24 protein-coding genes are annotated in these 21,707 nt (G+C 60.5%); 15 read left to right on the forward strand and 9 right to left on the reverse strand.

Annotated elements, in window-relative coordinates:
- Positions 1-43: 43 nt before the first annotated feature.
- On the forward strand, positions 44-577 hold the full coding sequence (locus Q7T10_RS02860) for a peptidylprolyl isomerase (RefSeq protein WP_304745676.1): 534 nt from the start codon (positions 44-46) through the stop codon (positions 575-577).
- Positions 578-583: 6 nt separating this feature from the next.
- Here the strand turns inward: Q7T10_RS02860 and dut are convergent, their stop codons facing one another.
- Together dut and coaBC are read right to left on the reverse strand one after the other, a co-directional pair.
- Complete coding sequence (gene dut, locus Q7T10_RS02865) at positions 584-1,030, reverse strand: dUTP diphosphatase (protein WP_304745761.1); 447 nt, start codon at positions 1,028-1,030, stop codon at positions 584-586.
- On the reverse strand, positions 1,030-2,256 hold the full coding sequence (gene coaBC / locus Q7T10_RS02870; RefSeq protein ID WP_304745678.1) for a bifunctional phosphopantothenoylcysteine decarboxylase/phosphopantothenate--cysteine ligase CoaBC: 1,227 nt from the start codon (positions 2,254-2,256) through the stop codon (positions 1,030-1,032). The genes dut and coaBC overlap by 1 nt, the downstream gene beginning before the upstream one ends.
- Before the next feature lie 72 nt (positions 2,257-2,328).
- On the opposite strand from coaBC, the gene Q7T10_RS02875 reads away from it, so the two are divergent.
- The 6 genes from Q7T10_RS02875 (at position 2,329) to Q7T10_RS02900 (ending at position 7,442) form a co-directional block, all read left to right on the forward strand.
- Positions 2,329-3,996 (forward strand): CTP synthase, encoded by a 1,668-nt coding sequence (locus tag Q7T10_RS02875; protein ID WP_304745680.1) that lies wholly within the window; start codon positions 2,329-2,331, stop codon positions 3,994-3,996.
- Positions 3,996-4,853, forward strand: a complete 858-nt coding sequence (gene kdsA / locus Q7T10_RS02880; protein WP_304745682.1) for a 3-deoxy-8-phosphooctulonate synthase — start codon at positions 3,996-3,998, stop codon at positions 4,851-4,853. The genes Q7T10_RS02875 and kdsA overlap by 1 nt, the downstream gene beginning before the upstream one ends.
- Before the next feature lie 2 nt (positions 4,854-4,855).
- Positions 4,856-5,146, forward strand: coding sequence for a DUF1330 domain-containing protein (locus Q7T10_RS02885; RefSeq protein ID WP_304745684.1), 291 nt, complete (start codon positions 4,856-4,858; stop codon positions 5,144-5,146).
- A 48-nt stretch (positions 5,147-5,194) separates the two neighbouring features.
- Complete coding sequence (gene eno, locus Q7T10_RS02890) at positions 5,195-6,478, forward strand: phosphopyruvate hydratase (protein WP_304745686.1); 1,284 nt, start codon at positions 5,195-5,197, stop codon at positions 6,476-6,478.
- A 93-nt stretch (positions 6,479-6,571) separates the two neighbouring features.
- Entirely contained in the window at positions 6,572-6,847 is a 276-nt protein-coding gene (locus Q7T10_RS02895) for a septum formation initiator family protein (RefSeq protein WP_304745688.1), read from the forward strand.
- A gap of 67 nt (positions 6,848-6,914) precedes the next feature.
- Positions 6,915-7,442, forward strand: a complete 528-nt coding sequence (locus Q7T10_RS02900) for an AAA family ATPase (protein WP_304745690.1) — start codon at positions 6,915-6,917, stop codon at positions 7,440-7,442.
- Positions 7,443-7,492: 50 nt separating this feature from the next.
- On the opposite strand, the gene Q7T10_RS02905 is transcribed toward Q7T10_RS02900, so the two are convergent.
- On the reverse strand, positions 7,493-8,482 hold the full coding sequence (locus tag Q7T10_RS02905) for an Hsp33 family molecular chaperone HslO (RefSeq protein WP_304745692.1): 990 nt from the start codon (positions 8,480-8,482) through the stop codon (positions 7,493-7,495).
- 56 nt (positions 8,483-8,538) lie between these two features.
- On the reverse strand, positions 8,539-9,063 hold the full coding sequence (locus Q7T10_RS02910) for a gamma carbonic anhydrase family protein (protein WP_304745693.1): 525 nt from the start codon (positions 9,061-9,063) through the stop codon (positions 8,539-8,541).
- Positions 9,064-9,115: 52 nt separating this feature from the next.
- On the opposite strand from Q7T10_RS02910, the gene Q7T10_RS02915 reads away from it, so the two are divergent.
- Positions 9,116-9,901, forward strand: a complete 786-nt coding sequence (locus Q7T10_RS02915; RefSeq protein WP_304745695.1) for a ferritin-like domain-containing protein — start codon at positions 9,116-9,118, stop codon at positions 9,899-9,901.
- Between the two features lie 58 nt (positions 9,902-9,959).
- Positions 9,960-11,216 (forward strand): EAL and HDOD domain-containing protein, encoded by a 1,257-nt coding sequence (locus Q7T10_RS02920; protein WP_304745697.1) that lies wholly within the window; start codon positions 9,960-9,962, stop codon positions 11,214-11,216.
- 18 nt (positions 11,217-11,234) lie between these two features.
- Here the strand turns inward: Q7T10_RS02920 and xerD are convergent, their stop codons facing one another.
- Together xerD and Q7T10_RS02930 are read right to left on the reverse strand one after the other, a co-directional pair.
- Entirely contained in the window at positions 11,235-12,146 is a 912-nt protein-coding gene (xerD, locus tag Q7T10_RS02925; RefSeq protein ID WP_304745699.1) for a site-specific tyrosine recombinase XerD, read from the reverse strand.
- A complete protein-coding gene (locus tag Q7T10_RS02930) occupies positions 12,143-13,105 on the reverse strand; it encodes a tripartite tricarboxylate transporter substrate binding protein BugE (RefSeq protein WP_304745701.1) in 963 nt (320 codons plus the stop codon). Before Q7T10_RS02930 ends, xerD begins: the two co-directional genes overlap by 4 nt.
- A gap of 169 nt (positions 13,106-13,274) precedes the next feature.
- Between Q7T10_RS02930 and Q7T10_RS02935 the strand changes: the two genes are divergently transcribed.
- Positions 13,275-14,186 carry an AEC family transporter gene (locus Q7T10_RS02935; RefSeq protein ID WP_304745703.1) on the forward strand — a complete coding sequence of 304 codons (912 nt, stop codon included), beginning with the start codon at positions 13,275-13,277 and terminating at the stop codon, positions 14,184-14,186.
- A 50-nt stretch (positions 14,187-14,236) separates the two neighbouring features.
- Here the strand turns inward: Q7T10_RS02935 and queG are convergent, their stop codons facing one another.
- Positions 14,237-15,271, reverse strand: a complete 1,035-nt coding sequence (queG, locus tag Q7T10_RS02940; protein WP_370653719.1) for a tRNA epoxyqueuosine(34) reductase QueG — start codon at positions 15,269-15,271, stop codon at positions 14,237-14,239.
- A gap of 27 nt (positions 15,272-15,298) precedes the next feature.
- Between queG and tsaE the strand changes: the two genes are divergently transcribed.
- Together tsaE and Q7T10_RS02950 are read left to right on the forward strand one after the other, a co-directional pair.
- Entirely contained in the window at positions 15,299-15,814 is a 516-nt protein-coding gene (gene tsaE, locus Q7T10_RS02945) for a tRNA (adenosine(37)-N6)-threonylcarbamoyltransferase complex ATPase subunit type 1 TsaE (RefSeq protein ID WP_370653716.1), read from the forward strand.
- A complete protein-coding gene (locus Q7T10_RS02950; RefSeq protein ID WP_304745710.1) occupies positions 15,811-17,127 on the forward strand; it encodes an N-acetylmuramoyl-L-alanine amidase in 1,317 nt (438 codons plus the stop codon). The genes tsaE and Q7T10_RS02950 overlap by 4 nt, the downstream gene beginning before the upstream one ends.
- On the opposite strand, the gene Q7T10_RS02955 is transcribed toward Q7T10_RS02950, so the two are convergent.
- Together Q7T10_RS02955 and Q7T10_RS02960 are read right to left on the reverse strand one after the other, a co-directional pair.
- A complete protein-coding gene (locus tag Q7T10_RS02955; protein ID WP_304745712.1) occupies positions 17,124-17,756 on the reverse strand; it encodes a nucleoside/nucleotide kinase family protein in 633 nt (210 codons plus the stop codon). The two genes, Q7T10_RS02950 and Q7T10_RS02955, sit on opposite strands and share 4 nt — an antisense overlap.
- Positions 17,753-18,775, reverse strand: a complete 1,023-nt coding sequence (locus Q7T10_RS02960) for a PfkB family carbohydrate kinase (protein ID WP_304745714.1) — start codon at positions 18,773-18,775, stop codon at positions 17,753-17,755. The genes Q7T10_RS02955 and Q7T10_RS02960 overlap by 4 nt, the downstream gene beginning before the upstream one ends.
- Positions 18,776-18,932: 157 nt before the next feature.
- On the opposite strand from Q7T10_RS02960, the gene Q7T10_RS02965 reads away from it, so the two are divergent.
- From Q7T10_RS02965 to Q7T10_RS02975, 3 genes are read left to right on the forward strand one after another with little or no spacing between them, the layout of a single operon-like run.
- Positions 18,933-19,922 carry a substrate-binding domain-containing protein gene (locus Q7T10_RS02965; protein WP_304745716.1) on the forward strand — a complete coding sequence of 330 codons (990 nt, stop codon included), beginning with the start codon at positions 18,933-18,935 and terminating at the stop codon, positions 19,920-19,922.
- A gap of 17 nt (positions 19,923-19,939) precedes the next feature.
- The gene (locus tag Q7T10_RS02970; RefSeq protein WP_304745719.1) at positions 19,940-20,896 is read left to right on the forward strand and encodes an ABC transporter permease; all 957 of its coding nucleotides are present in this window, start codon (positions 19,940-19,942) and stop codon (positions 20,894-20,896) included.
- A complete protein-coding gene (locus Q7T10_RS02975) occupies positions 20,896-21,705 on the forward strand; it encodes an ATP-binding cassette domain-containing protein (RefSeq protein ID WP_304745722.1) in 810 nt (269 codons plus the stop codon). The genes Q7T10_RS02970 and Q7T10_RS02975 overlap by 1 nt, the downstream gene beginning before the upstream one ends.
- The last annotated feature ends 2 nt before the right edge of the window (positions 21,706-21,707 follow it).

Here is a 21,707-nt window from a genome sequence, read left to right on the forward strand (position 1 = left end):
CGGGGTCAAAGACATTAACTCATCAAACTGCGACAATTCTCGTATGGAAATTAAACAACAATGCGTGGTTGCCCTCACCTGGACGCTTAAGGACACTTTGGGCGAAGAACTGGACGTGCTGGACGAGCCTGTCGAGTTTCTGGTTGGCGGAGAAGACCTCTTTGACGTCATCGAGGAAGAACTTCAAGGTCACGAAGTGGGCTCAACGCTCGAACTGCAGATCGAACCCGAGCAGGGCTTCGGAGATTACAACGACCAATTGGTGTTCCTGGAACGTAGAGAACTCTTCCCCCCGGAACTCGAAGAAGGCATGACGATGGAAGGCGTGTCACTGCCGCCAGGCTGCAACCCGGATGCCCCCAAAGACGTCCTGTTCACGGTCACAGAGCTCTACCCTGAGCATGTCGTACTGGATGGCAATCACCCATTGGCCGGTATCGCACTGCGTCTGAGTCTGACGGTCGAAGCCATTCGGGAAGCCACCGAAGAAGAAATCGGACGGGGCTCGGCCGGAATCGGTTTTTTCAGAATTCAGCCCATGCACGCCGCAGCCCCGGGCAACGACACCCTGCATTGACCCACGTCAGGATTTGCCGGTGGAGCCGTAGCCCCCTTCTCCGCGTTCACTGGCAGGAAATTCGCTCACCACGTTGAATTGCGCCTGCACCACGGGAACGATCACAAGCTGTGCGATGCGCTCCATCGGTTCAATGGTGAATGCGACGTCACTGCGGTTCCAGGCACTCACCATAAGTTGCCCCTGGTAATCGCTGTCGATCAGCCCCACCAGATTGCCCAGCACAATGCCGTGCTTGTGACCCAAGCCGGAGCGCGGCAGGATAATCGCCGCAAAATTGGGATCATTCAAGTAAATGGCGATGCCGGTGGGCACCAGTTGCCACGCGTTGGGTTGCAGGGTCAGCGGCTCACTCAGGCAGGCCCGCAAATCAAGCCCGGCACTGCCGGGCGTCGCATACGCGGGCAACTGGTCTGCCATGCGCGAGTCAATGATCTTGACGTCGATTTTCATCATTTTTGACCTCTAGCCCTCGTTCTTGTTGCAATCTCTGCTATCAATTTGCGAGCAAGCGCAAGTTTTGAATCGCGTGCCAAGTCTTTGACGCCGAACTCGTCCACCAGCAGCAGCGCATTGTCGTCCTGCCCAAAAGTCGCCGGGCCGATATTGCCCACCAGCAAGGGCACACCTTTGCGCAAACGCTTGGCCTGGGCATTGGCCAGTAGATCATGACTCTCGGCGGCAAAGCCCACGCAATACAGCTCACCCGAACGGCCCCGCGGCGACTGGGCCAGAGTCGCCAAGATGTCCGGGTTCTCAACAAACGTCAGCCGGGGCACTTCGCCCGAGCCATCCTTCTTTATTTTTTGCTCTGCCGAGTTCGCCGGACGCCAATCGGCCACCGCTGCTGTTGCTATAAATATGCTAGCTGATTGCGCACACTCTACGGAGACTTCCAGCATATTCAATGCCGATTTCACATCAATGCGCCTCACGCCACGCGGTGTGGCCAAGTGCACCGGCCCCGCGACCAGCGTCACCTCTGCCCCAGCCTCACGGGCGGCCCGCGCGACAGCAAACCCCATTTTTCCGCTGGACAAATTGGTGATGCCGCGTACCGGGTCAATGGCTTCATAGGTGGGCCCGGCCGTGACCAGCACCTGCTGTCCCGCCAGCGTTTTGGGCTGAAAAAAAGCAATCACGTCGTCCAGCAATTCCTGGGGTTCAAGCATGCGGCCATCGCCCGTTTCGCCACAAGCCTGGTCGCCGCGCCCGACACCGAGAATCGTGGCACCGTCCGTTATCAGCTGCGTTACGTTGCGTTGCGTGGCGGGATGGGCCCACATTTCGCGATTCATGGCGGGCGCGACCAACAACGGCACCTGGTCCCGCGGCCGCGCCAGGCACATTAGGCTCAACAGATCATCGGCCCGGCCATGCACAAGTCTGGCAATGAAGTCAGCGCTGCAGGGCGCAATCAGGATCGCATCGGCCTCGCGACTCAAGTTGATGTGCGCCATGTTGTTCGGCGCGCGTGCGTCCCACTGCGAGCCGTATACGGCGCGGTTACTCAGTGCCTGCATGGTGACCGGTGTGATGAACTGCGCCGCAGCTTCCGTCATCACCACCTGCACCGTGGCGCCCTCCTTGAGCAGCGCCCGGCACAATTCGGCCGCCTTGTAGCAGGCAATGCCACCCGTCAGTCCCAGAACAATGTGTTTACCAGCAAGGTCATTCATGGCCCGCAATGTAGCAGAGCGGCGCCTATAATCTCCCTTTACCACCTCCCCGAGCATGCAGCTCCCTCTGACATGACCAAATTTGTCTTCGTCACCGGCGGTGTGGTGTCTTCCCTTGGCAAGGGAATCGCCTCAGCCTCCTTAGCAGCGATTCTGGAATCGCGAGGCCTCAAAGTCACTTTGATCAAGCTTGACCCTTACCTGAACGTCGATCCCGGCACCATGTCGCCCTTTCAGCATGGCGAGGTGTATGTGACGGAAGACGGCGCCGAAACCGATCTCGACCTTGGCCACTATGAGCGTTTTGTGGAATCCCGCATGCGCAAGGCCAACAACTTCACCACCGGCCAGATCTACAAGAGCGTGTTGGAGAAAGAACGGCGTGGCGACTACCTCGGCAAGACAGTTCAAGTGATTCCGCACGTTACCAATGAGATTCAGGATTTCGTCAAGCGCGGCGCCCGCTTTGGAACACCTGAAGCGGTCGATGTCGCCATCGTCGAAATTGGTGGCACCGTCGGTGACATCGAGTCATTGCCGTTCCTGGAGGCGGTGCGCCAGATGAGCCTGAAGCTGGGCCCTAACAACAGCGCCTTTGTTCATTTGAGCTACGTGCCCTGGATTGCCGCAGCCGGAGAACTCAAAACCAAACCGACCCAGCACACTGCCAAGCAATTGCGGGAGATTGGCATTCAGGCCGATGCACTGATCTGTCGCGCCGACCGGCCCATTCCCGAAGAGGAACGACAAAAGATATCTCTGTTTTCCAACGTGCCCGACTGGGGTGTCATCTCCATGTGGGACGTGGACACCATCTACAAGGTGCCGCGCATGCTGCACGAGCAGGGGCTGGACGGCCTGATTTGCGACAAGCTGCGCCTGAACACGCCGCCCGCCAATTTGAAGCGCTGGGACGATCTGGTGTATGAAACAGAGCACCCGCAAGGCGAAGTCAACATCGCCATGGTCGGCAAATATGTGGATCTGAGCGACAGCTACAAGTCGCTCAATGAAGCCATGCGGCACGCCGGCATGAAAAACCATGTGCGGGTGAAGATTGACTACATCGATTCAGAAACCATCACGCCGGACAGCGTGAAGCAGCTCGCCAAATTTGACGCCATTCTGGTGCCCGGCGGCTTTGGCGTGCGTGGCGTTGAAGGCAAGATCTGTGCAGCCCGCTTTGCTCGGGAGAGCAAGGTGCCCTACCTCGGCATCTGCCTGGGCATGCAGGTGGCAACCATCGAATTCGCCCGCAATGTCGCCGGTTTGAAAAACGCCAACAGCACAGAGTTCGATCCCAACAGCCCGAATCCCGTGATTGCCTTGATCACCGAATGGAAAGACGAAGACGGCACCATCAAAACCCGTGACGCGAATTCCGATCTGGGTGGCACCATGCGCCTGGGCGCGCAAAGCTCTGACGTGGCCAAAGGCACGTTGGCACACAAGATTTACGGCGATGTCGTCACCGAGCGTCACCGCCACCGCTATGAGGCCAACGTGCATTTCCTCGACACGCTGCGCAAGGCCGGGCTCGTGATTTCGGCCTTGACACAGCGTGAACAGTTGACTGAAATCGTTGAACTGCCGCAGAGTGTCCACCCCTGGTTCATAGGTGTGCAGTTTCACCCCGAGTTCAAGTCAACACCTTGGGATGGCCATCCGCTTTTCAATGCTTTCGTCAAAGCGGCGCTGGACCACCAGGCAGCTGCAAAAAACCTGAAAGCGGTCGCCTGATGAAATTGTGCGGATTTGACATTGGCTTGGAGCATCGTTTCTTCCTCATAGCGGGCCCCTGCGTGATTGAGTCGGAACAGCTGCAGATGGACACGGCCGGCACCTTGAAGGAAATCACGTCCAGCCTGGGCATCCCGTTCATCTTCAAGAGCAGCTTTGACAAGGCCAATCGCTCCAGCGGCGGCACGTTTCGCGGCCCCGGCATCGACAAAGGCCTGGAAATACTGGCCAAGGTCAAACGCGAACTCAATCTGCCCATACTGACCGACATTCACTCGGAAGACCAGATCGCACAAGTCGCATCCGTCGTCGACGTGCTGCAAACGCCGGCTTTCCTGTGTCGGCAGACCGACTTCATCCGGGCTGTGGCGCAGTCTGGCTTGCCGGTCAATATCAAAAAAGGGCAATTTCTGGCGCCTGGCGACATGAAGAACGTCATCGACAAGGCGCGGGCGGCGGCGCGGGAAAAAGGCCTGAATGAGGACAATTTCATGGCCTGTGAACGGGGTGTCAGTTTTGGCTACAACAACCTCGTGTCCGACATGCGGTCCCTGGCCATCATGCGCGAAACCAGGGCCCCGGTGGTGTTCGATGCCACCCACTCGGTTCAGCTGCCGGGCGGTCAAGGCACGAGCAGTGGCGGGCAACGCGAGATGGTGCCGGTGCTCGCCCGGGCCGCCGTGGCTGTGGGCGTGGCCGGCTTGTTCATGGAAACTCATCCCGACCCATCCAAAGCCTTGAGCGACGGTCCCAACGCGGTACCGCTCAAACACATGAAGGCCTTGCTGGAGACCTTGGTGGCACTGGATGCCGTGACCAAGAAAAATGGTTTCCTTGAGAATAGTATTGGCGCCTGATCATGCCGAGCGCCTACATCATTGCCAACGTGACGGTCACCAACCCGGCGCAATACGAAGACTACATAAAGTGGTCGAGCGCTGCCATGCGGGCGCATGGGGCCGAGGTGTGTGTTCGGGGCGGCAAGGTCGAAGTTCTCGAAGGCGACTGGACGCCAGACCGACTGGTCATTCTGAAATTTCCAGGCATCGACGCAGCAAAAGCCTTTGATGCTTCACCCGAGTACGGCAAGGCGCGTGCGGCGCGTCAGGGTGCCGCGATCATGCGCATGGTCGTTGTAGAAGGCGTCTAGGTATTGGGTTTTGTTTTTTTATCTTCGTTTTGTTTTTGAAAGAAATCAATGAGCGCAATTGTTGACATCGTAGGCCGCGAAATTCTTGATTCGCGTGGCAACCCCACCGTGGAATGTGACGTACTGCTGGAATCGGGCACCATGGGTCGTGCCGCGGTGCCATCAGGTGCTTCAACCGGCAGCCGTGAAGCGATCGAGCTGCGCGATGGCGACAAAGCCCGTTACCTGGGCAAAGGCGTGCTCAAAGCCGTCGAACACATCAATACCGAAATCTCCGAAGCGGTGCTGGGACTCGATGCATCAGAGCAGGCGTTTCTGGACAAGACACTGATTGATCTGGACGGCACCGAGAACAAGTCACGCCTGGGTGCGAACGCCATGCTGGCGGTGTCAATGGCAGTGGCGCGTGCCGCCGCGGAAGAGTCCGGCTTGCCGCTGTACCGTTATTTTGGCGGCATGGGCTCCATGCAAATGCCCGTTCCCATGATGAACGTGGTCAATGGCGGTGCGCATGCCAACAACAATCTGGACCTGCAGGAGTTCATGATCATTCCGGTCGGAGCGCCCAGCTTTCGTGAGGCGGTGCGCTACGGGGCCGAGGTATTCCATGCCCTCAAGAAAATCCTGCACGACAAGGGCATGAGCGTTGCCGTCGGCGATGAAGGCGGCTTTGCACCCAACGTGGCCAGCCATGAAGCAGCGATCCAGCTGATCCTGGAGGCCATCGACAAGGCCGGCTTCGTGGCGGGCGAGCAGATTGCCCTGGGCCTGGACTGCGCCGCCAGCGAGTTCTACAAAGACGGCAAATACCACTTGTCAGGCGAAGGTCTGGTCTTGAGCTCAGAGGAGTGGACCAACGTGCTGGCGACCTGGGTTGACAAGTACCCCATCATCAGCATCGAAGACGGCATGGCTGAAAACGACTGGGATGGCTGGAAGATCCTGACCGACCGCCTGGGCAAACAAGTGCAGATTGTGGGTGATGACCTCTTCGTCACCAACACCAAGATCTTCAAGGAAGGCATCGACAAGGGCATTGCCAACTCGATTCTGATCAAGATAAACCAGATCGGTACGCTGACCGAGACCTTTGCCGCCATCGAAATGGCCAAGCGCGCGGGCTACACCGCCGTCATCAGCCACCGTTCGGGCGAGACCGAGGACTCCACCATCGCCGACATCGCTGTGGGCACCAACGCCGGCCAGATCAAGACGGGGTCGCTAAGCCGTTCGGATCGCATGGCCAAGTACAACCAGCTGCTGCGCATCGAAGAAGACCTGGGTGACATTGCCACCTACCCCGGCCGCGCCGCTTTTTATAACCTGCGCTAAAAAGATGTGCCCCCCCAGGTTTGCGGCTGCGCCGCGGCACTGTCGCCCGAGGGGATGCACGCTTCCTGAGGGTGGCCCGTCGGGGATCTGACCATGGGCAATCGCGTTGTTCCGGCTGCTCTGATTGCACTGCTCGTGATTCTTCACGCGCAACTGTGGTTTGGCCGTGGCAGCGTGTCCAATGTTTCCCGCATGACTGAACAGCTCACGGCCCAGAATCAGCAAAACCAGCAAGCGCTGATCGCCAACAATCGACTGGCTGCGGAGGTTCGGGACCTGAAGGAAGGCCTTGAAATGGTCGAGGAAAAAGCCAGGCTGGAACTCGGCATGGTGAAGTCCAACGAAATCTACGTACAAGTCGTCAAATAGCTTGCCGCGCACCGACTCCTGAACCGGTCGGGCCTGCATGGCCGCAACCTCGCGTCAAGGTCCCTCAATGAAAATCGCAGTTCTGGGCGCACAGGGCAGTGGCAAGACACAGCTCGCACACGAGCTCACGCAGTATTTTGTCGGTCCCCTTGCCGGTGAGGATTCAGCGAATGTGCTGATTGCCGACGCCCCACCCCTCATGGCGGCGATCTACGTCGACCTGGCGCACGACGACCCAAAGCGCTGCGAAGCAGCCCTTGCCGAACACAAGACCTACGACTTGACACTGGTGACCGGTCTGGACATCCCTTGCCGCGGTGGCCAGCACCGGCACAGTGAGTCCCTCTCCCGCGAAGCGGTCGATGCACGGCTGCGAGTCACGCTCACGCGTGGCCATGTCGACTATGCCGTTATTTATGGCCAGGGGCCCGCTCGCGTGCAAACAGCGCTCAAAGCCATCTCGTCATGGCGCGGTGACAGGAACGAACCCATCGCTGTCGGCGCAGATCGGCGGCCATGGTCGTGTGAAAAATGCAGCGACCCGGAATGCGAACACCGATTGTTCACAGGTCTGCTCAAGCCTTCGAAAAGATAGGGGCGTCGATCCTGCCGCGCGTCGCCCGCCGGGCAAATCGGCCAACTCCTTTACTGGACTGCCCCGCTGGATGGCGGCAGATCACCTGGCACCCTGAAGATCTGGACCACATCAATCGGATCGAAGTGGTATTGCTGACCACAGAATTCGCAACCCACCTCAATGTCGCCGCGCTCGGCAATGATGCTTTGCGCCTCCTCCATGCCCAGCCCCAGAATCATGTTGCTCACGCGCTCACGGCTGCAGCTGCACGAGAAACGTGGCCCGGACTCGCCCGCCAGGGGTTCAAAACGTGTCAGGGTCTCTTCCCAGAAAAGACGCCGCAGAATGGTATCTGCGTCCAGCGTCAACAGTTCTTCACGCTTCAGGGTCGACGCAAGGATGGCAATGCGGTTGTAGTGTTCGTTGATGCCAATTTCATCTTCATTGGCCTGGCTCATCAGGCTGCCGGCGAGGTTGCCCGTGCCCTCAAGCGGCAGGCGCTGGATCAATAGCCCTGCGGCCACTTTGTCGTCCGCCGCCAGCACCAGTGTCGTGTCAAGCTGCTCGCTTTGCAGCATGTAATGCTCCAGCACTTCGCTCAGGCGCTCAAGCTTCTCATGCTTGTCCCCAAACAGCGGCACGATACCCTGATACGCCTGTTGCCCCGGGAACTTGGTCTTGGGATCCAGCGTGATGGCACATTTGCCTTCGTTGCCAACATTGACGAGCATGCTCAGACTGGCCTGGGCAGGGATGTCACCGGTCACGGTCGCTGTGGCGCGCAAACCAAAATCAGGTTGAACCTCAACCACGGCCAGCTTCACCGGGCCGTCGCCAAATATCTGCAATATCAGTGAACCGTTGAACTTGATGTTCGACTGCATCAGGGTCGCCGCCGCCGTCATCTCGCCCAGCATGTTTTGCACCGGCAGCGGATACGCACCCGACTTGCTGCCAGAAGCCCGACGACGCAGAATTTCAGTCCACGCATCCGTCAGACGAACCAGCACGCCGCGTACCGGCAAACCATCAAACAAAAACTTGTGAATCTCAGACACGCACTTTTCCCATTGAATTCAAGACCTCAATCATGGCGTACCACAGATCAGAAAAATCAGGCAATTTTCTTCAAGCCAGTGCAAAAGCGGGCTGCATTGCTGACGTAGTGCAGGGCACTCAGTCGCAAGCCTTCGAGCTGTTCCGGTGTGAGCTGGCGGACGACCTTGGCCGGGCTGCCGAGGATCATCGACCCATCCGGGAATTCCTTGCCTTCCGTCACCAAAGAGCCGGCCCCTACAAGGCAACCCTTGCCAATTTTCGCACCATTGAGCACGACCGCGCCGATGCCAATCAGGGAACCGTCACCAATCGTGCAGCCATGCAACATGACTTTATGCCCTACCGTCACGTCCTCACCCAGGGTCAGCGGCATGCCCACATCGGCATGCAAAACACTCATGTCCTGAATATTGGAGCGGCGGCCAATCCGGATGGTCTCCGTGTCGCCACGGATAACCGCACCAAACCAGACGCTCGCGTCATCCGCCAATTCAACATTGCCCATCACCTGGGCACTGTCAGCCACCCAGGCCGAGTCCGCAATGCGGGGGGCCGCGCCGTCAAGTTCATAGATTGCCATGTGGATTCCATTCCTTCAATTTGCCTAGAATTGTAAAGATGGAATCCAAAGCATGAATAACTCGATACGACGATTGGCCCAGGAACTGCTTTTGATTCATTCCCCGCAGGAAAAAGCAGCCGCCGTCCGCCAGCACCTTGTTCCTGCATTGACTATTGATGTGGCAGCTGTCATCGGTGAAGTACCCGGCATTCCCGGCCGATCTGAGCGCCCCCTGCTGGTGCACCCGTCGCAGCTGAAGACCCGGGCAGTCGGCACCCGGGAGGGCCGGGCTTCACTGATTCATGCGCTGACCCATATCGAAGCCAATGCAGTCAATCTGGCCCTCGATGTGATTTGGCGATTTGCCGGGATGCCCGAGCGCTTTTACCTCGACTGGCTTCAGGTGGCCAGGGAAGAAGCGCTGCATTTCCAGCTGCTGCGGGCTCACCTGAACGAGATCGGTTTTGACTATGGCGACTTCCCGGCCCATGACGGACTTTGGGAAATGGCTGAGAAAACCAAAGGCGACCTGCTCGCTCGCCTGGCGCTCGTGCCCCGAACACTGGAGGCGCGAGGCCTGGATGCCTCCCCCGCCATCAAGAACAAGCTGGTCTCCGTGGGGGACCGACAAGGTGCAGACATTCTTGACATCATCCTGCGGGACGAAATCGGGCACGTCGCCATTGGCAATCACTGGTATCGGCATCTCTGCAACCTGAAATGCCTGGACCCTGTCGGCACCTATGCGGCACTGTCAGGAGCGTATGGCGCGAAAGCGCTCAAAGGCCCATTCAACCTGGAGGCCCGCCGGGCGGCGGGTTTCGATGAAGCGGAGCTCGCGCAGCTCTGCGCCTGATCCAGCACCCGCCACTGAATGCTCCGTAAAATGAGCTGCTACCTATTCTTGGCGCCTCATGTCCAACACACCAGAAACCGAAAGCGCGTCCCAAGCTTCCCCTGAAGACGTCACCGCCATCGCACGGCAAGCCATTCTGGACTCGGACCGTGCGGTGTTCGGCTATGAGCTGTTTGACCGCTCCCGGGCATCGGCCACTCACACGGCCGCAAGCGATGCGGCGTTGCTGTTCAATGTGCTGTCTAACGCGGACAGCGAAGTACTGATTGACCGCAAGACCATCTTCATCAATTGCACCCACCAGACCCTGGCGGGCGGGCATCTTGAACTGATTCAACCGGACCGGGTGGTTCTGGAGATACCACCCTTGTCTGACGCTACCGCGGAAGATATTGAAGCGCACCTGCAGACCTTGTCGGCAATCGCCGCGCGGGGCTTCCGGCTGGCCTTCGACGACACCGTGTTAACCGGACCTTACGCCAGCTGGCTGCCGCTGGCCTCGTTCATCAAGCTCGACCTCACGAAGCTCACACCCGACGCGATCAGGACGAGCGTCCACCAGGCGAAAAACAACTCGGCGGCGCGGCTCATCGCGGAAAAAGTGGAAACCGCCGCCCAATATGAACTGGTGGCTGGCCTTGGCATCAAACTGTTTCAGGGCTACTGGTTCGCCAAGCCGGTTCTCGTCACGGGGCAGACGGTGCGGCCAGCACAGGCGGCCATCATTCAGCTGATCAACCTGGTGCGCAAGCAGGCTAGTACTGGCGAAATCGAAGAAGTCCTCAAAAGGGACCCCACCCTGTCGTTCAACCTGCTTCGTTTCATCAATTCATCGGGCTTTGGGCTGAGCTGCGAAATCACGTCGTTTCGCCATGCCGTGATGATTCTCGGCCTCAAAAAACTGTTTCGTTGGGCGGCGCTGCTGATGACGACATCGCGCAATGGCAATGTCCCGCCGGCGGTCGGCAGCATGGCGGTCGTACGCGGACGGCTGATGGAGCTGCTCGCGGCGGAGTTGCTGCCGCCCGAGGAATGCGACAACGCCTTTGTCGTCGGCGTGTTTTCCCTGCTCGACACCCTGTTGGGCATGCCGCTGAACAAGGCGCTGGAGGCCATCTCTTTGCCAGAGACGGTGGTCAATGCCCTGCTGCATCAAACCGGCGTTCTGGCACCGTTCCTGGAGCTGACGAAGGCCTGCGAAAGCGCCGATGACGAGGCATTTGCCAGAACCGCTGAGTCCCTGCAATTGAGCAATCAGCAGGTGAACTGGGCCCATCTGCAAGCCCTGGCCTGGGCCGAGACGCTCGCGGACTGACGTCGCCCGTCGTGTTCTCTATCCGCGTGGATGATGGTGGGCATGCAAAGTCTTCAATCTCTCGCGCGCCACATGGGTGTAAATGGTCGTGGTTGATATGTCCGCGTGACCGAGCAGCATCTGTACCGCACGCAAATCCGCGCCGTGGTTCAGCAGATGGGTCGCAAAAGCATGGCGCAAGGTGTGGGGTGACAAAGGCGCGGTGATGCCGGCGCCGACCGCATGCTTCTTGACGATCATCCAGAACATCACACGACTCATGGCGGTACCGGCCTTGGCGCCCCGATGGGTCACAAACAGGTCTTCGGTCTGCTTGCTCGCCAACAAGCTGGGCCGTGCGACAGCCAGGTACCGTTTGATCCACAGGCTGGCCACCTCGCCAAAGGGAACGAGCCGTTCCTTGTTGCCCTTGCCGAAAACCCGCAACACGTTCTCCGACAGGCTCACATTGAACACCCTGAGCGTCACCAGTTCGCTGACGCGCAGGCCGCTGGCATACATCAACTCCAGCATGGTGCGGTCCCGCACGCCCAAAGGGGTGTCGGTATCCGGCGCCGCCAGCAATGCCTCCACCTGCGATTCGGTCAGGGTCTTGGGCACCCGCAGCGCCTGCCGGGCGGCCTGCAGCTTGAGGGTGGGGTCTGCAACGATGATGCGCTCACGCAGTGCCCAGCGGAAGTAGCGTTTGAAAACCGTCAGCCGCCGGTTCGCCGTGGTGGCCTTGGTCGTACTGTGTTGCGCGGCGAAGTAGGCATTCAAATCAGCTTCAACCGTGGCTGTCAAAACCCGCTCCCGCTGCTGCAGCCAGGCGGCATACAGCGTCAGGTCACGCCGGTAGGCCGAGAGGGTGTTCTTTGACAAGCCCTCTTCCAGCCACAGGGCGTCTATGAATGCGTCGATGGACGCATCAGGGAGCCGGTCCGTCGTCACTCGAGCTTGAGTTTGGCCGTATCAACCACTTTTTTGTAAACCTCGTACTCGGCCTTGATCTGCGCTGCAAACTGCTCGGGCGTGTTGGCGACGATGAAGGAACCCGTGTCCTCGATCCGTTTTTTCACCACTGGATCTTCCAGGGCCTTGCGCACACCGGCATTGATCTTGTCCACCACGTCTTTGGGCAGGCCTTTGGGGCCGTAGATGCCGTAGTAAGCCATGCGGTTCACCGGCTCCAGCCCCACTTCCTTGAAGGTCGGCACATTCGGCAGCTGGGACAGCCGCTGAGGCGCCGCCACCACGATCGGAATCAGACGATTGGACTGCATGAACGGCAATGCCGAAGGCATGTTGTCAAACGTCATGAGCACCTGGCCGGCGACGGTGTCGTTCAGGGCCGGGCCAGCACCCCGGTAAGGAATGTGGGTGATGAAGGTACCACTCAAATTCTTGTACAACTCCATCTGCAAATGGCCAATACCGCCAGTGCCTGACGAAGAATACGAGTATTTGCCGGGATTCTTCTTCAGTTCGGCGAGGAAGCCTTTGTAGTCTTTTGCCGGGAAACTGGGGTGCACGGCAATGACATTGGGCGTCGCGGCGATGTTGATGATGGGCGTGAAGTCGGTCAGCGGGTTGTACGGTGTTCTGGGGTTGATGGCGGGGTTGGCAGCTGTGGTGGACACGGTAGCCATGCCCAGCGAGTAGCCATCGGGCGCTGCCTTGGCCGTCTCATTGGCCCCAATGATGCCGCCGCCACCGGCCTTGTTCTCCACCACCACCGTCTGGCCCAATGTCTTGCCCAGTGCGTCTGAAATCGTGCGGGCAATGATGTCAGTCGTGCCGCCCGGTGCAAACGGCACCTGCAGCTTGATGACCTTGTTGGGATAGCCCTGCGCCATGGCAGAGCCAGCGGCCGCGACCAGAGTTAGCGCGAAAAGAGTTCGACGATGCATGATGGTGATCTTCCTTAAGTACCGGATTGTGTGAAAGTCCAAGGCCTATGTTAACGGCGGCATCGGCTATTCCTATTGCGGCGAGCACTTAAGGGCAAACCCGAAGGCTGCCGCCGTCGCCGCAAGGCGCCCCTCCGGCTCTAAACACCAGGGCTGGTATTCTCGACGCGTGAATTACGCCCAACTTCTGTTCCCCGACTTCTCCCTGATTCTGTGCGGCTATCTGGTGTGCCGCTATACCGCGCTCAACCGCACGGTCTGGGCGCAGGTCGAAACCCTGGTGTATTTCCTGTTCTTCCCGGTTCTCCTGTTCCACTCGATTGTGAAAAGCCCGCTCGACCTGGGGGCGACGTCCAGCCTGATCGGTGCCGGCTGGGCCATGGGGCTCACGGGCATCGCCCTCGCCTATTCACTTCCCTACTTGCCGTGGCTGGGACGGTATATACCGCAACGAGATCATGCCGCCAGCGCCCAGGTGGCTTTTCGCTTCAACTCATTCGTCGGCCTGGCCCTGGCAGACCGCCTGGCCGGCCCGCAGGGTCTGCTGTTGATCGCGGTGCTGATCGGTGTCTGTGTGCCGCTTTTCAACATCGGCGCCGTGTGGCCCATGGCCCGCCATGCGCAACGCGGCTTCCTGCGCGAACTGGTGCGCAACCCGCTCATCATTGGCACGGCATCCGGCCTCGCGGCCAACCTGCTGGGGTTCACGCTGCCAGTCTGGCTGGAGCCCACCGTCAGCCGTATCGGGGGGGCCTCGCTGGCGCTGGGTCTGATGGCGGCGGGGGCCGGCATGCAGTTCGGTGCGCTGAGCCGCGCCAAAACCCTGGCGGTGGCGGTGCTGTCGATCCGTCATTTCTTTTTGCCGCTGGTGGCACTGGGGTTTGCGCACCTGTTTCAGCTCGACCCGGTACAGACCACCGTGCTGCTGGCTTTTTCTGCGCTGCCGACGGCATCCAGCTGCTATGTGCTGGCCGCTCGCATGGGCTATGACGGCGCCTACGTGGCCGGGCTGGTCACGCTGTCCACCCTGCTGGGCATGGCGAGTCTGCCCTTCGCGCTGGGCATCCTGCGTTCGCTATAAGTTTGATAGCTATCCGCGCTTATTCTACGAGGGCTTCAGGCAAAAAACACTCAAAGTTCAAGCGCCCAGGCCACATGCTCGCGCACCAACGCGCTGGGGTGGTTGGCGCGCAGTTCAAGCGCCTGAACCAGCGCCGCGCTCCTGCTGGAACGTAGCGCATTGCCCAACGCCACCGCAATATTGCGCAGCCAGCGCTCATGCCCGATGCGCCGGATCGGGCTGCCTTCGGTGAAGCGCAAGAAATCTTCCTCCGTCCAGGCAAACAGGGTCACCAGCTGGCTGCCCGCCAGGCCCTGGCGCTCGTCAAAATCCGGCAAGGCGCTGCGCTGCGCGAACTTGTTCCACGGGCAAATCAGCTGGCAGTCGTCGCAGCCGTAGATGCGGTTGCCGATGAGGGGGCGCAACTCAAGTGGGATCGGTCCCGCATGCTCGATGGTGAGGTAGGAGATGCAGCGCCGGGCGTCGAGCTGGTACGGCGCCACGATCGCCTGCGTCGGACACACGTCGATACAGGCGTTGCAGTGGCCGCAGTGTCCCGAGACGGGTTCGCTCAAGGGCAGTGCCAGGTCCACATAGATTTCGCCCAGAAAAAACATGGAGCCGGCCTCGCGACTCAGCAGCAGCGTGTGCTTGCCGCGCCAGCCCTGGCCGCTGCGCGCGGCCAGTTCGGCCTCCAGCACCGGTGCCGAGTCGGTGAACACGCGGTGGCCAAACGGCCCGACATGGTCAGCGATGCGATCGCTGAGCTTTTGCAGGCGCTGACGCAGCACCTTGTGGTAGTCGCGCCCACGGGCATAGACCGACACGATGCCTTCATCGGGTCGGGTCAGACGGGCAAACTCGATGGCCTGCCACCCTTGCGGCGTCGCGGCTGGCAGGTAGTCCATGCGGACGGTGATCACGCTCACGGTGCCGGGCACCAGCTCTGCGGGCCGCGCGCGTTTGAGGCCATGCGCCGCCATGTAATCCATGTCACCATGAAAGCCGCGGGCCAGCCAGGCCGATAATCCCTCTTCAGATGAAGACAAATCAACACCGGCCACGCCAATTTGGGAGAATCCCAGTTCGCGGGCCCACGCCTGAATCCTGGAGACCAATTGGCTGCTGTTGAGATGAGTGCTGGAGTTGGTCACGCTCCGATTGTAAAAAGTCTGCTCTGGCCGGACGAGATGGCGACGCAGTTGTTTGCCGCCGCGCTTGCGGCGCAGCCTGCCCTGCATGACGCGTTTGTCGAATTGCACGGTGACCTGGGCGCGGGCAAGACCACCCTGGTGCGCCACGTGCTGCGCGCGCTGGGGATACAGGGCCGCGTCAAAAGCCCCACCTATGCTGTGGTTGAGCCCTATGAGCTGCCCGGGCTCGCCATCTGGCACTTCGACTTTTACCGCTTCAGCGATCCGCGTGAATGGGAAGACGCCGGCTTTCGCGACATCTTTGCCAGCCCCGGTCTCAAGCTGGCCGAGTGGCCGGAAAAGGCCGCCGGTTTTCTCCCGCGCGCGGATCTGGTGATTCAGCTCGACGCGATGGACGACGACGCCCGGCAGGTCACGCTGACCGCGCAAACCGACATCGGCGCGGCCTTGCTTCAGGCGGCCAGCCCGGCCATGTCTCAAAAGGGCCAATCTTGAAGCGCCGCAGCCTGGTGCAGGCTGGCGCGCTGGTGCTGTTGCTGGGCCGACAACACCTGGCCCGTGGTGCCACCATCCTGGCGGTGCGGGTGTGGCCGGCACCCGAGTACTCGCGCGTCACCATCGAATCGGACACCGAACTCAAGGTCAAGCAGTTTTTTATCGCCAGCCCGCCGCGCCTGGCGGTCGACATCGAGGGCATTGACCTCAATCCGGCCTTGAAGGAGCTGGTCGCCAAGGTGGCGGCCAACGACCCCAACATCGCCGGGATTCGCGTGGCGCAAAATGCGCCCGGTGTTGTGCGGCTGGTGATGGACTTGAAGCAGGCGATCGCACCGCAGGTGTTCACGCTGACGCCAGTGGCGGCCTACCAGCACCGGCTGGTGTTTGACCTGTATCCGACCCAGGTGATCGACCCGCTGGAGGCGCTGATTGCCGAACGGCTCACGGACAGCACCCCGGCGCATCCCCCTGCCGACCCCTTGGGCGATCTCATCGCCCAGAAAAACCAAAAACCAGTCGCCAAGGGCAATGCACCAGAGACCAAACCGCCGCCGTCCAAGCCCCTGGCGGAGGCACCCGAAAAAACCGACCGCCTGATCATCATTGCCCTGGACCCCGGTCATGGCGGTGAAGACCCCGGTGCCGTCGGCCCCGGTGGTACCCGCGAAAAAGACGTGGTGCTGCGCCTGGCCCACCGGCTGCGCGACCGCATCAACGCGACCAGCATCAACGGCAACACCATGCGCGCCTACCTCTCGCGCGATGCCGATTTCTTTGTGCCGCTGCATGTGCGGGTGCAGAAGGCGCAGCATGTGCAGGCGGACCTGTTCATCAGCCTCCATGCCGATGCATTTTTCACCCCCAGGCCGCAGGGCGCCAGCGTCTTTGCGCTGAGCCAGGGTGGCGCCTCCAGCACGGCCGCGCGCTGGATGGCGGCCAAGGAAAACAAGGCCGATCAGGTGGGCGGCTTGAACGTCCGAGCCAAGGATGCGCAAGTCAAACGCGCCCTGTTCGACATGAGCACCACGGCGCAAATCAACGACAGCCTGAAACTTGGCGGCGCCATGCTGGGCGAAATCGGCCGGGTCGGCAAACTGCATAAGCCCAGGGTGGAACAGGCCAGCTTTGCGGTGCTCAAAGCGCCCGACATCCCGAGTGTGCTGGTGGAAGCGGCTTTCATCAGCAACCCCGACGAAGAAGCCAAACTCAACAGTGACGCCTACCAGGACCAGTTGGCCAATGCCCTGATGCGCGGCATCCAAGGCTACTTTTCGAAGAACCCGCCGCTGGCCAGGAATCGTACGGTTTAAGCCTGTTCTTCATCCCATGGCACGAGCATATCGGCGCGATGGCGGGTTTGTGCAATGCGCCGGGCGTTCGGTTCATCGGTTTGACTGATCCACGCCAGGGCTTGCGCCCGAGTCCGGCCAAAACGCATGTGACGCGCCAGCAAGCGTTGTTGGCGCACCACGTCGTCCACCTCCAGATACCACACCTCGTCCATCACCCCGCGAACCTCGGCCCACGGCCCGTCCTCGAATAACAAATAGTTGCCTTCCGTGATGATCAGCGGTGTGCGCGCCTCCACGGCAATGGCGCCGGCAATGGCCTCCTCCAGGTCCCGCCTGAAGTCGGGCGCATAGATAATTTCGCCGTCGGCCTGGGCCTTGATACGGCGCAGAAAACTCACATAGCCCGCGCTGTCAAAGGTGTCGCACGCTCCTTTACGCCCGGCCCGGCCCAGCCGGGCCAACTGCGTGTTGGCCAGATGAAAGCCATCCATGGGAACGATTTGGGTGTCATGCGGGAATGCGGCAACCAGCGCCTCCGCCAGGGTCGATTTTCCCGCTCCCGGAGGCGCCACAATACCCAAAATCTTGCGCCCACCCGAAGCGATCAACCGGGCGGCGTGCTCCAGGCACAGGGTCGGGACAATCATGTATTTCCGATTGGACCGGACTGATCCACCGTGAACTCCAGCGTGGCATGGGCCAGCCGAGCCTGCACTTCTTCTCGCGTGGGCGGCACGGCGCCCCGGCGCATCACACACAGGGTGGCACTGGCAATGGCGTTGCCCAGCAGTTCCCGGGCCTGCGCCTCGGGCACTTCGGCCGATCCCCAATCTGCCGGAATATCCAGTTCCAGCACGGCAACCACCAGTCCTGCCAGAAAGCAGTCACCCGCCCCCACCGTGTCCACAACCGCCACGCGTTCGGTTTCCCGCGCGTGGAAAATCTGGCCATGGCGCGTCAGCAAACTGGCACCCTCGCCGCCACGGGTCAGTGCCAGGAAATAGGCACGGCTGTTGCGCAGCAGGTGGGCGGCGCGCTGAGTCGCGTCCGCGCCGGGCAGGTTCAGGCACTCCAGATCCTCATCGCTAACCTTGATGATGTCGGCGAATTGCAGCGCCGTGAGGACGTGCCGGCGGTATTGCTCCAGGTTGGGCATGACCGAGGGGCGCAGGTTGGCATCAATGACCACAGTACGACCGGCCAGGCGCTGGCTTGCCAGCCAGGGCAGATAGGTCTCGGCGTCATCGGGCGACAACGCCAGCGCACCGGTGCACACCAGGGACAGCGTTTGCGCCTCGGCGCAGGCTTTCGTCATGGCCTCGGCACTGATGGCACGGTCGGCCACGCCCTCGCGGTAAAAAGCGTAGTCCGGGTGACCCTGGGCGTCCACACCCACCACCGCCAGCGAGGTCACTTGCTGCACCGGCTCAGGCACGGAGAGGTGCGCGCCATCGTCCTGCAAACCAATAGCCAGCTGACGACCGAAGCGGTCTTTTGACAGCGGATTCAGGTACAGGGTCTCAATGCCCTGGCGTGCCAGCGCACGGGTCAGGTTGTACACCGCACCGCCCAGGCAGGGTTGCAGCCGACCATCCGCATTGAGGATCAAATCGATCAGGGCTTCGCCTGCAGTCGCGACTTGCATGCGCTTATTTATTTGCATCATCTTAGGGTTTTCCATAACTAAAGTAACTTGATTTAGTAACTAGATTAGAACTATAGTCCACCTGCGCTGCAACGTAAAGCGTAATTCCCCGAGGCTTAAAACATATTTATGCCCCGTTTTAGCAAAAACTGATTGCCATCCCTTGAGGAGACTTCCCATGAACAAAGCGACTACGACCCTGATGCTGTCTGCACTGGCCCTTGCCACCTCCAGCGCTTTCGCTGCGGGTGAGCCCGTGATCGGCCTGATCACCAAAACCGAAACCAACGCCTTCTTCGTCAAGATGAAGGAAGGCGCCGAAGCCGAGGCCAAGAAGCTCGGCGCCAAGCTGCTGACCGCGGCCGGCAAATCCGACGGCGACACCGCCGGTCAGATCACCGCCCTGGAAAACATGGCTGCCGCAGGCGCCAAGACCATTTTGATCACGGCCAGTGGCGACGCCATCGCTCCGACCGTCAAAAAATTGCAGGCCAAAGGCGTGCAAGTGATTGCGCTGGACAGCCCGTTTGAAGGCGCAGACGCCCTGTTCGCCACCGACAACTACAAAGCCGGCGTGTTGGTTGGCCAGTACGCCAAAGCCGCCATGGCCGGCAAGCCGGCCAAGATTGCCACACTGGACTTGTTCCCCGGCCACCCGGTGGGCGCACAGCGTCACAACGGTTTCATGAAGGGTTTCGGCCTGCCGGCTGCTGACGCCAAGTCCAACGAGTTGTCCAAGGACGCCGCCGTCGTGTGTATGGCCGACAGCTTTGGCGATCAGGCCAAAGGCCAGACGGCCATGGAAAACTGCCTGCAGAAGAACCCGGACATCAATGTGGTTTACACCATCAATGAACCCGCTGCAGCCGGTGCATTCAACGCCCTGAAAAAAGCCGGTAAAGAAAAAGGCGTGACCATTCTGTCAGTCGACGGTGGTTGCCAGGGCATCCGCGACACAACCGCGGGCATCATCACCGCCACGTCGCAGCAATACCCCCTGAAAATGGCGGCACTCGGTGTGGCAGCCGGGGTGAGCTACGCCAAAGGTGGCAAGAAGTCTTCGGGCTACACCGACACCGGCGTGACCCTGATCTCGGCCAAGGCCATTGCGGGCGTGGACAGCAAAGACACCAAGACCGGCATGGACCTGTGCTGGGGCGAAAAGTAATTTCAGGGCGTTAAACCATGAACACATCCTCACGCCATATCCCATGGGGGGCGCTGGGCCCCTGGCTGGCCCTGCTGACCACCTGCATCTTTTTTACTACCCAGTCAGAGCGCTTTCTGACCGCTGAAAACCTCTCGCTGGTGTTGCAGCAGGTGATGGTCGTGGGGGTGCTGGCCATCGGGCAGACCCTGATCATTCTGACGGCCGGTATTGATCTGTCCTGCGGCATGGTGATGGCGCTGGGCGGTGTGGTCATGACCAAATTCGCGGTGAATTACGGCATTGACCCCTACCTGGCCATCATTTGCGGCCTGGCGGTCACCACCGGCTTTGGCCTCATCAACGGCTTGCTGGTGACCCGCTTCAAGTTGCCGCCCTTCATTGTGACGCTGGGCACGCTGAACATCGCGTTTGCAATCACCCAGATTTACTCCAAGGCGCAAATCATTCCCAACCTGCCCCCGCAAATGACGGCCCTGGGCAACACGTTCAATATGGGCAACACCGAAGTCAGCCTGGGCACCGTCACCATGATCGGCTTGTATGCACTGGCGTGGTTTGTGCTGCGCGAAACCGCGCCGGGTCGCCACCTGTACGCCGTGGGCAACGCCCCTGAAGCGGCACGGCTGACCGGCATCCGGGTGGACCGCGTGCTGGTGTCGGTCTACGCGCTGGCCGGCCTGTTTTACGGTATTGCCGCCCTGCTGTCGGTAGCGCGCACCGGTGTCGGTGACCCGAATGCGGGCCAAACTGAAAACCTGGACGCCATCACCGCCGTGGTGCTGGGCGGCACCAGCCTGTTTGGCGGGCGCGGCATTATTCTCGGCTCGCTCGTCGGTGCGGTGATTGTGGGCGTGTTCCGCAATGGCCTCACCTTGATGGGCGTGGCCTCCGTTTACCAAACATTGATCACTGGCATTTTGGTGATTCTGGCAGTCGCTGCCGACCAGATGTCTCGCAAAGGAGCACGTTAATGAGCACCAACGCTGCAATCAATACCTCAGCACCTCTCGTCATGCAGGCCAAGGGCATTGTCAAACGCTACGGCCAGGTCACGGCGCTGGACGGCACCGACTTCGAACTGCGCGCCGGTGAAATCCTGGCCGTGATCGGCGACAACGGCGCCGGCAAATCGTCACTGATCAAGGCCCTCTCGGGCGCCACGCTGCCGGACGAAGGCGAGCTGCTGCTTGACGGCAAGGTGGTGCACTTCAAGTCGCCCATCGACGCGCGACACGCCGGCATCGAGACGGTATACCAGGACCTGGCGGTCGCCCCCGCCATGAGCATTGCCGAGAACCTGTTTCTCGGCCGCGAGCTGATCAAGCCCGGCTTCCTTGGCCAACTGCTGCGCCTGCTCGACAAAAAGGAAATGCTGGCCCAGGCCATTGCCCGCATGCAGGAGCTCAAGGTCGGCATTCGTTCCATGACCCAAGCGGTCGAGACGCTCTCGGGCGGCCAGCGCCAGTGCGTCGCCGTGGCCCGCGCTGCCGCCTTTGCGCAGCATGTGGTCATCATGGACGAGCCGACCGCCGCGCTGGGCGTGAAGGAAGGCAATATGGTGCTGGAGCTGATCCGCCGCGTGCGCGACAAGGGCCTGCCGGTGATTCTGATCAGCCACAACATGCCGCATGTGTTCGAGATCGCGGACCGCATTCATATTCAGCGCCTGGGCAAACGTGCAGCCGTGGTCAACCCCAAAACCATCAGCATGAGCGACACCGTGGCCGTGATGACCGGCGCCAAGACGGTGGACGAACTGCCCGCCGATGCGCACGCTTGATC

Origin of the sequence: Rhodoferax sp. (genome assembly GCF_030646845.1) — a bacterium.
GTDB lineage: Bacteria > Pseudomonadota > Gammaproteobacteria > Burkholderiales > Burkholderiaceae_C > Rhodoferax.

Excerpts from the sequence above, each read along its gene's own strand:
- Q7T10_RS02860 (WP_304745676.1), top strand. The coding sequence starts at position 44 with ATGGAAATTAAACAACAATGCGTGGTTGCCCTCACCTGGACGCTTAAG.
- dut (WP_304745761.1), bottom strand. The coding sequence starts at position 1,030 with ATGAAAATCGACGTCAAGATCATTGACTCGCGCATGGCAGACCAGTTG.
- coaBC (WP_304745678.1), bottom strand. The coding sequence starts at position 2,256 with ATGAATGACCTTGCTGGTAAACACATTGTTCTGGGACTGACGGGTGGC.
- Q7T10_RS02875 (WP_304745680.1), top strand. The coding sequence starts at position 2,329 with ATGACCAAATTTGTCTTCGTCACCGGCGGTGTGGTGTCTTCCCTTGGC.
- kdsA (WP_304745682.1), top strand. The coding sequence starts at position 3,996 with ATGAAATTGTGCGGATTTGACATTGGCTTGGAGCATCGTTTCTTCCTC.
- Q7T10_RS02885 (WP_304745684.1), top strand. The coding sequence starts at position 4,856 with ATGCCGAGCGCCTACATCATTGCCAACGTGACGGTCACCAACCCGGCG.
- eno (WP_304745686.1), top strand. The coding sequence starts at position 5,195 with ATGAGCGCAATTGTTGACATCGTAGGCCGCGAAATTCTTGATTCGCGT.
- Q7T10_RS02895 (WP_304745688.1), top strand. The coding sequence starts at position 6,572 with ATGGGCAATCGCGTTGTTCCGGCTGCTCTGATTGCACTGCTCGTGATT.
- Q7T10_RS02900 (WP_304745690.1), top strand. The coding sequence starts at position 6,915 with ATGAAAATCGCAGTTCTGGGCGCACAGGGCAGTGGCAAGACACAGCTC.
- Q7T10_RS02910 (WP_304745693.1), bottom strand. The coding sequence starts at position 9,063 with ATGGCAATCTATGAACTTGACGGCGCGGCCCCCCGCATTGCGGACTCG.
- Q7T10_RS02915 (WP_304745695.1), top strand. The coding sequence starts at position 9,116 with ATGAATAACTCGATACGACGATTGGCCCAGGAACTGCTTTTGATTCAT.
- Q7T10_RS02920 (WP_304745697.1), top strand. The coding sequence starts at position 9,960 with ATGTCCAACACACCAGAAACCGAAAGCGCGTCCCAAGCTTCCCCTGAA.
- Q7T10_RS02930 (WP_304745701.1), bottom strand. The coding sequence starts at position 13,105 with ATGCATCGTCGAACTCTTTTCGCGCTAACTCTGGTCGCGGCCGCTGGC.
- tsaE (WP_370653716.1), top strand. The coding sequence starts at position 15,299 with ATGAGTGCTGGAGTTGGTCACGCTCCGATTGTAAAAAGTCTGCTCTGG.
- Q7T10_RS02955 (WP_304745712.1), bottom strand. The coding sequence starts at position 17,756 with ATGATTGTCCCGACCCTGTGCCTGGAGCACGCCGCCCGGTTGATCGCT.
- Q7T10_RS02960 (WP_304745714.1), bottom strand. The coding sequence starts at position 18,775 with ATGATGCAAATAAATAAGCGCATGCAAGTCGCGACTGCAGGCGAAGCC.
- Q7T10_RS02965 (WP_304745716.1), top strand. The coding sequence starts at position 18,933 with ATGAACAAAGCGACTACGACCCTGATGCTGTCTGCACTGGCCCTTGCC.
- Q7T10_RS02970 (WP_304745719.1), top strand. The coding sequence starts at position 19,940 with ATGAACACATCCTCACGCCATATCCCATGGGGGGCGCTGGGCCCCTGG.
- Q7T10_RS02975 (WP_304745722.1), top strand. The coding sequence starts at position 20,896 with ATGAGCACCAACGCTGCAATCAATACCTCAGCACCTCTCGTCATGCAG.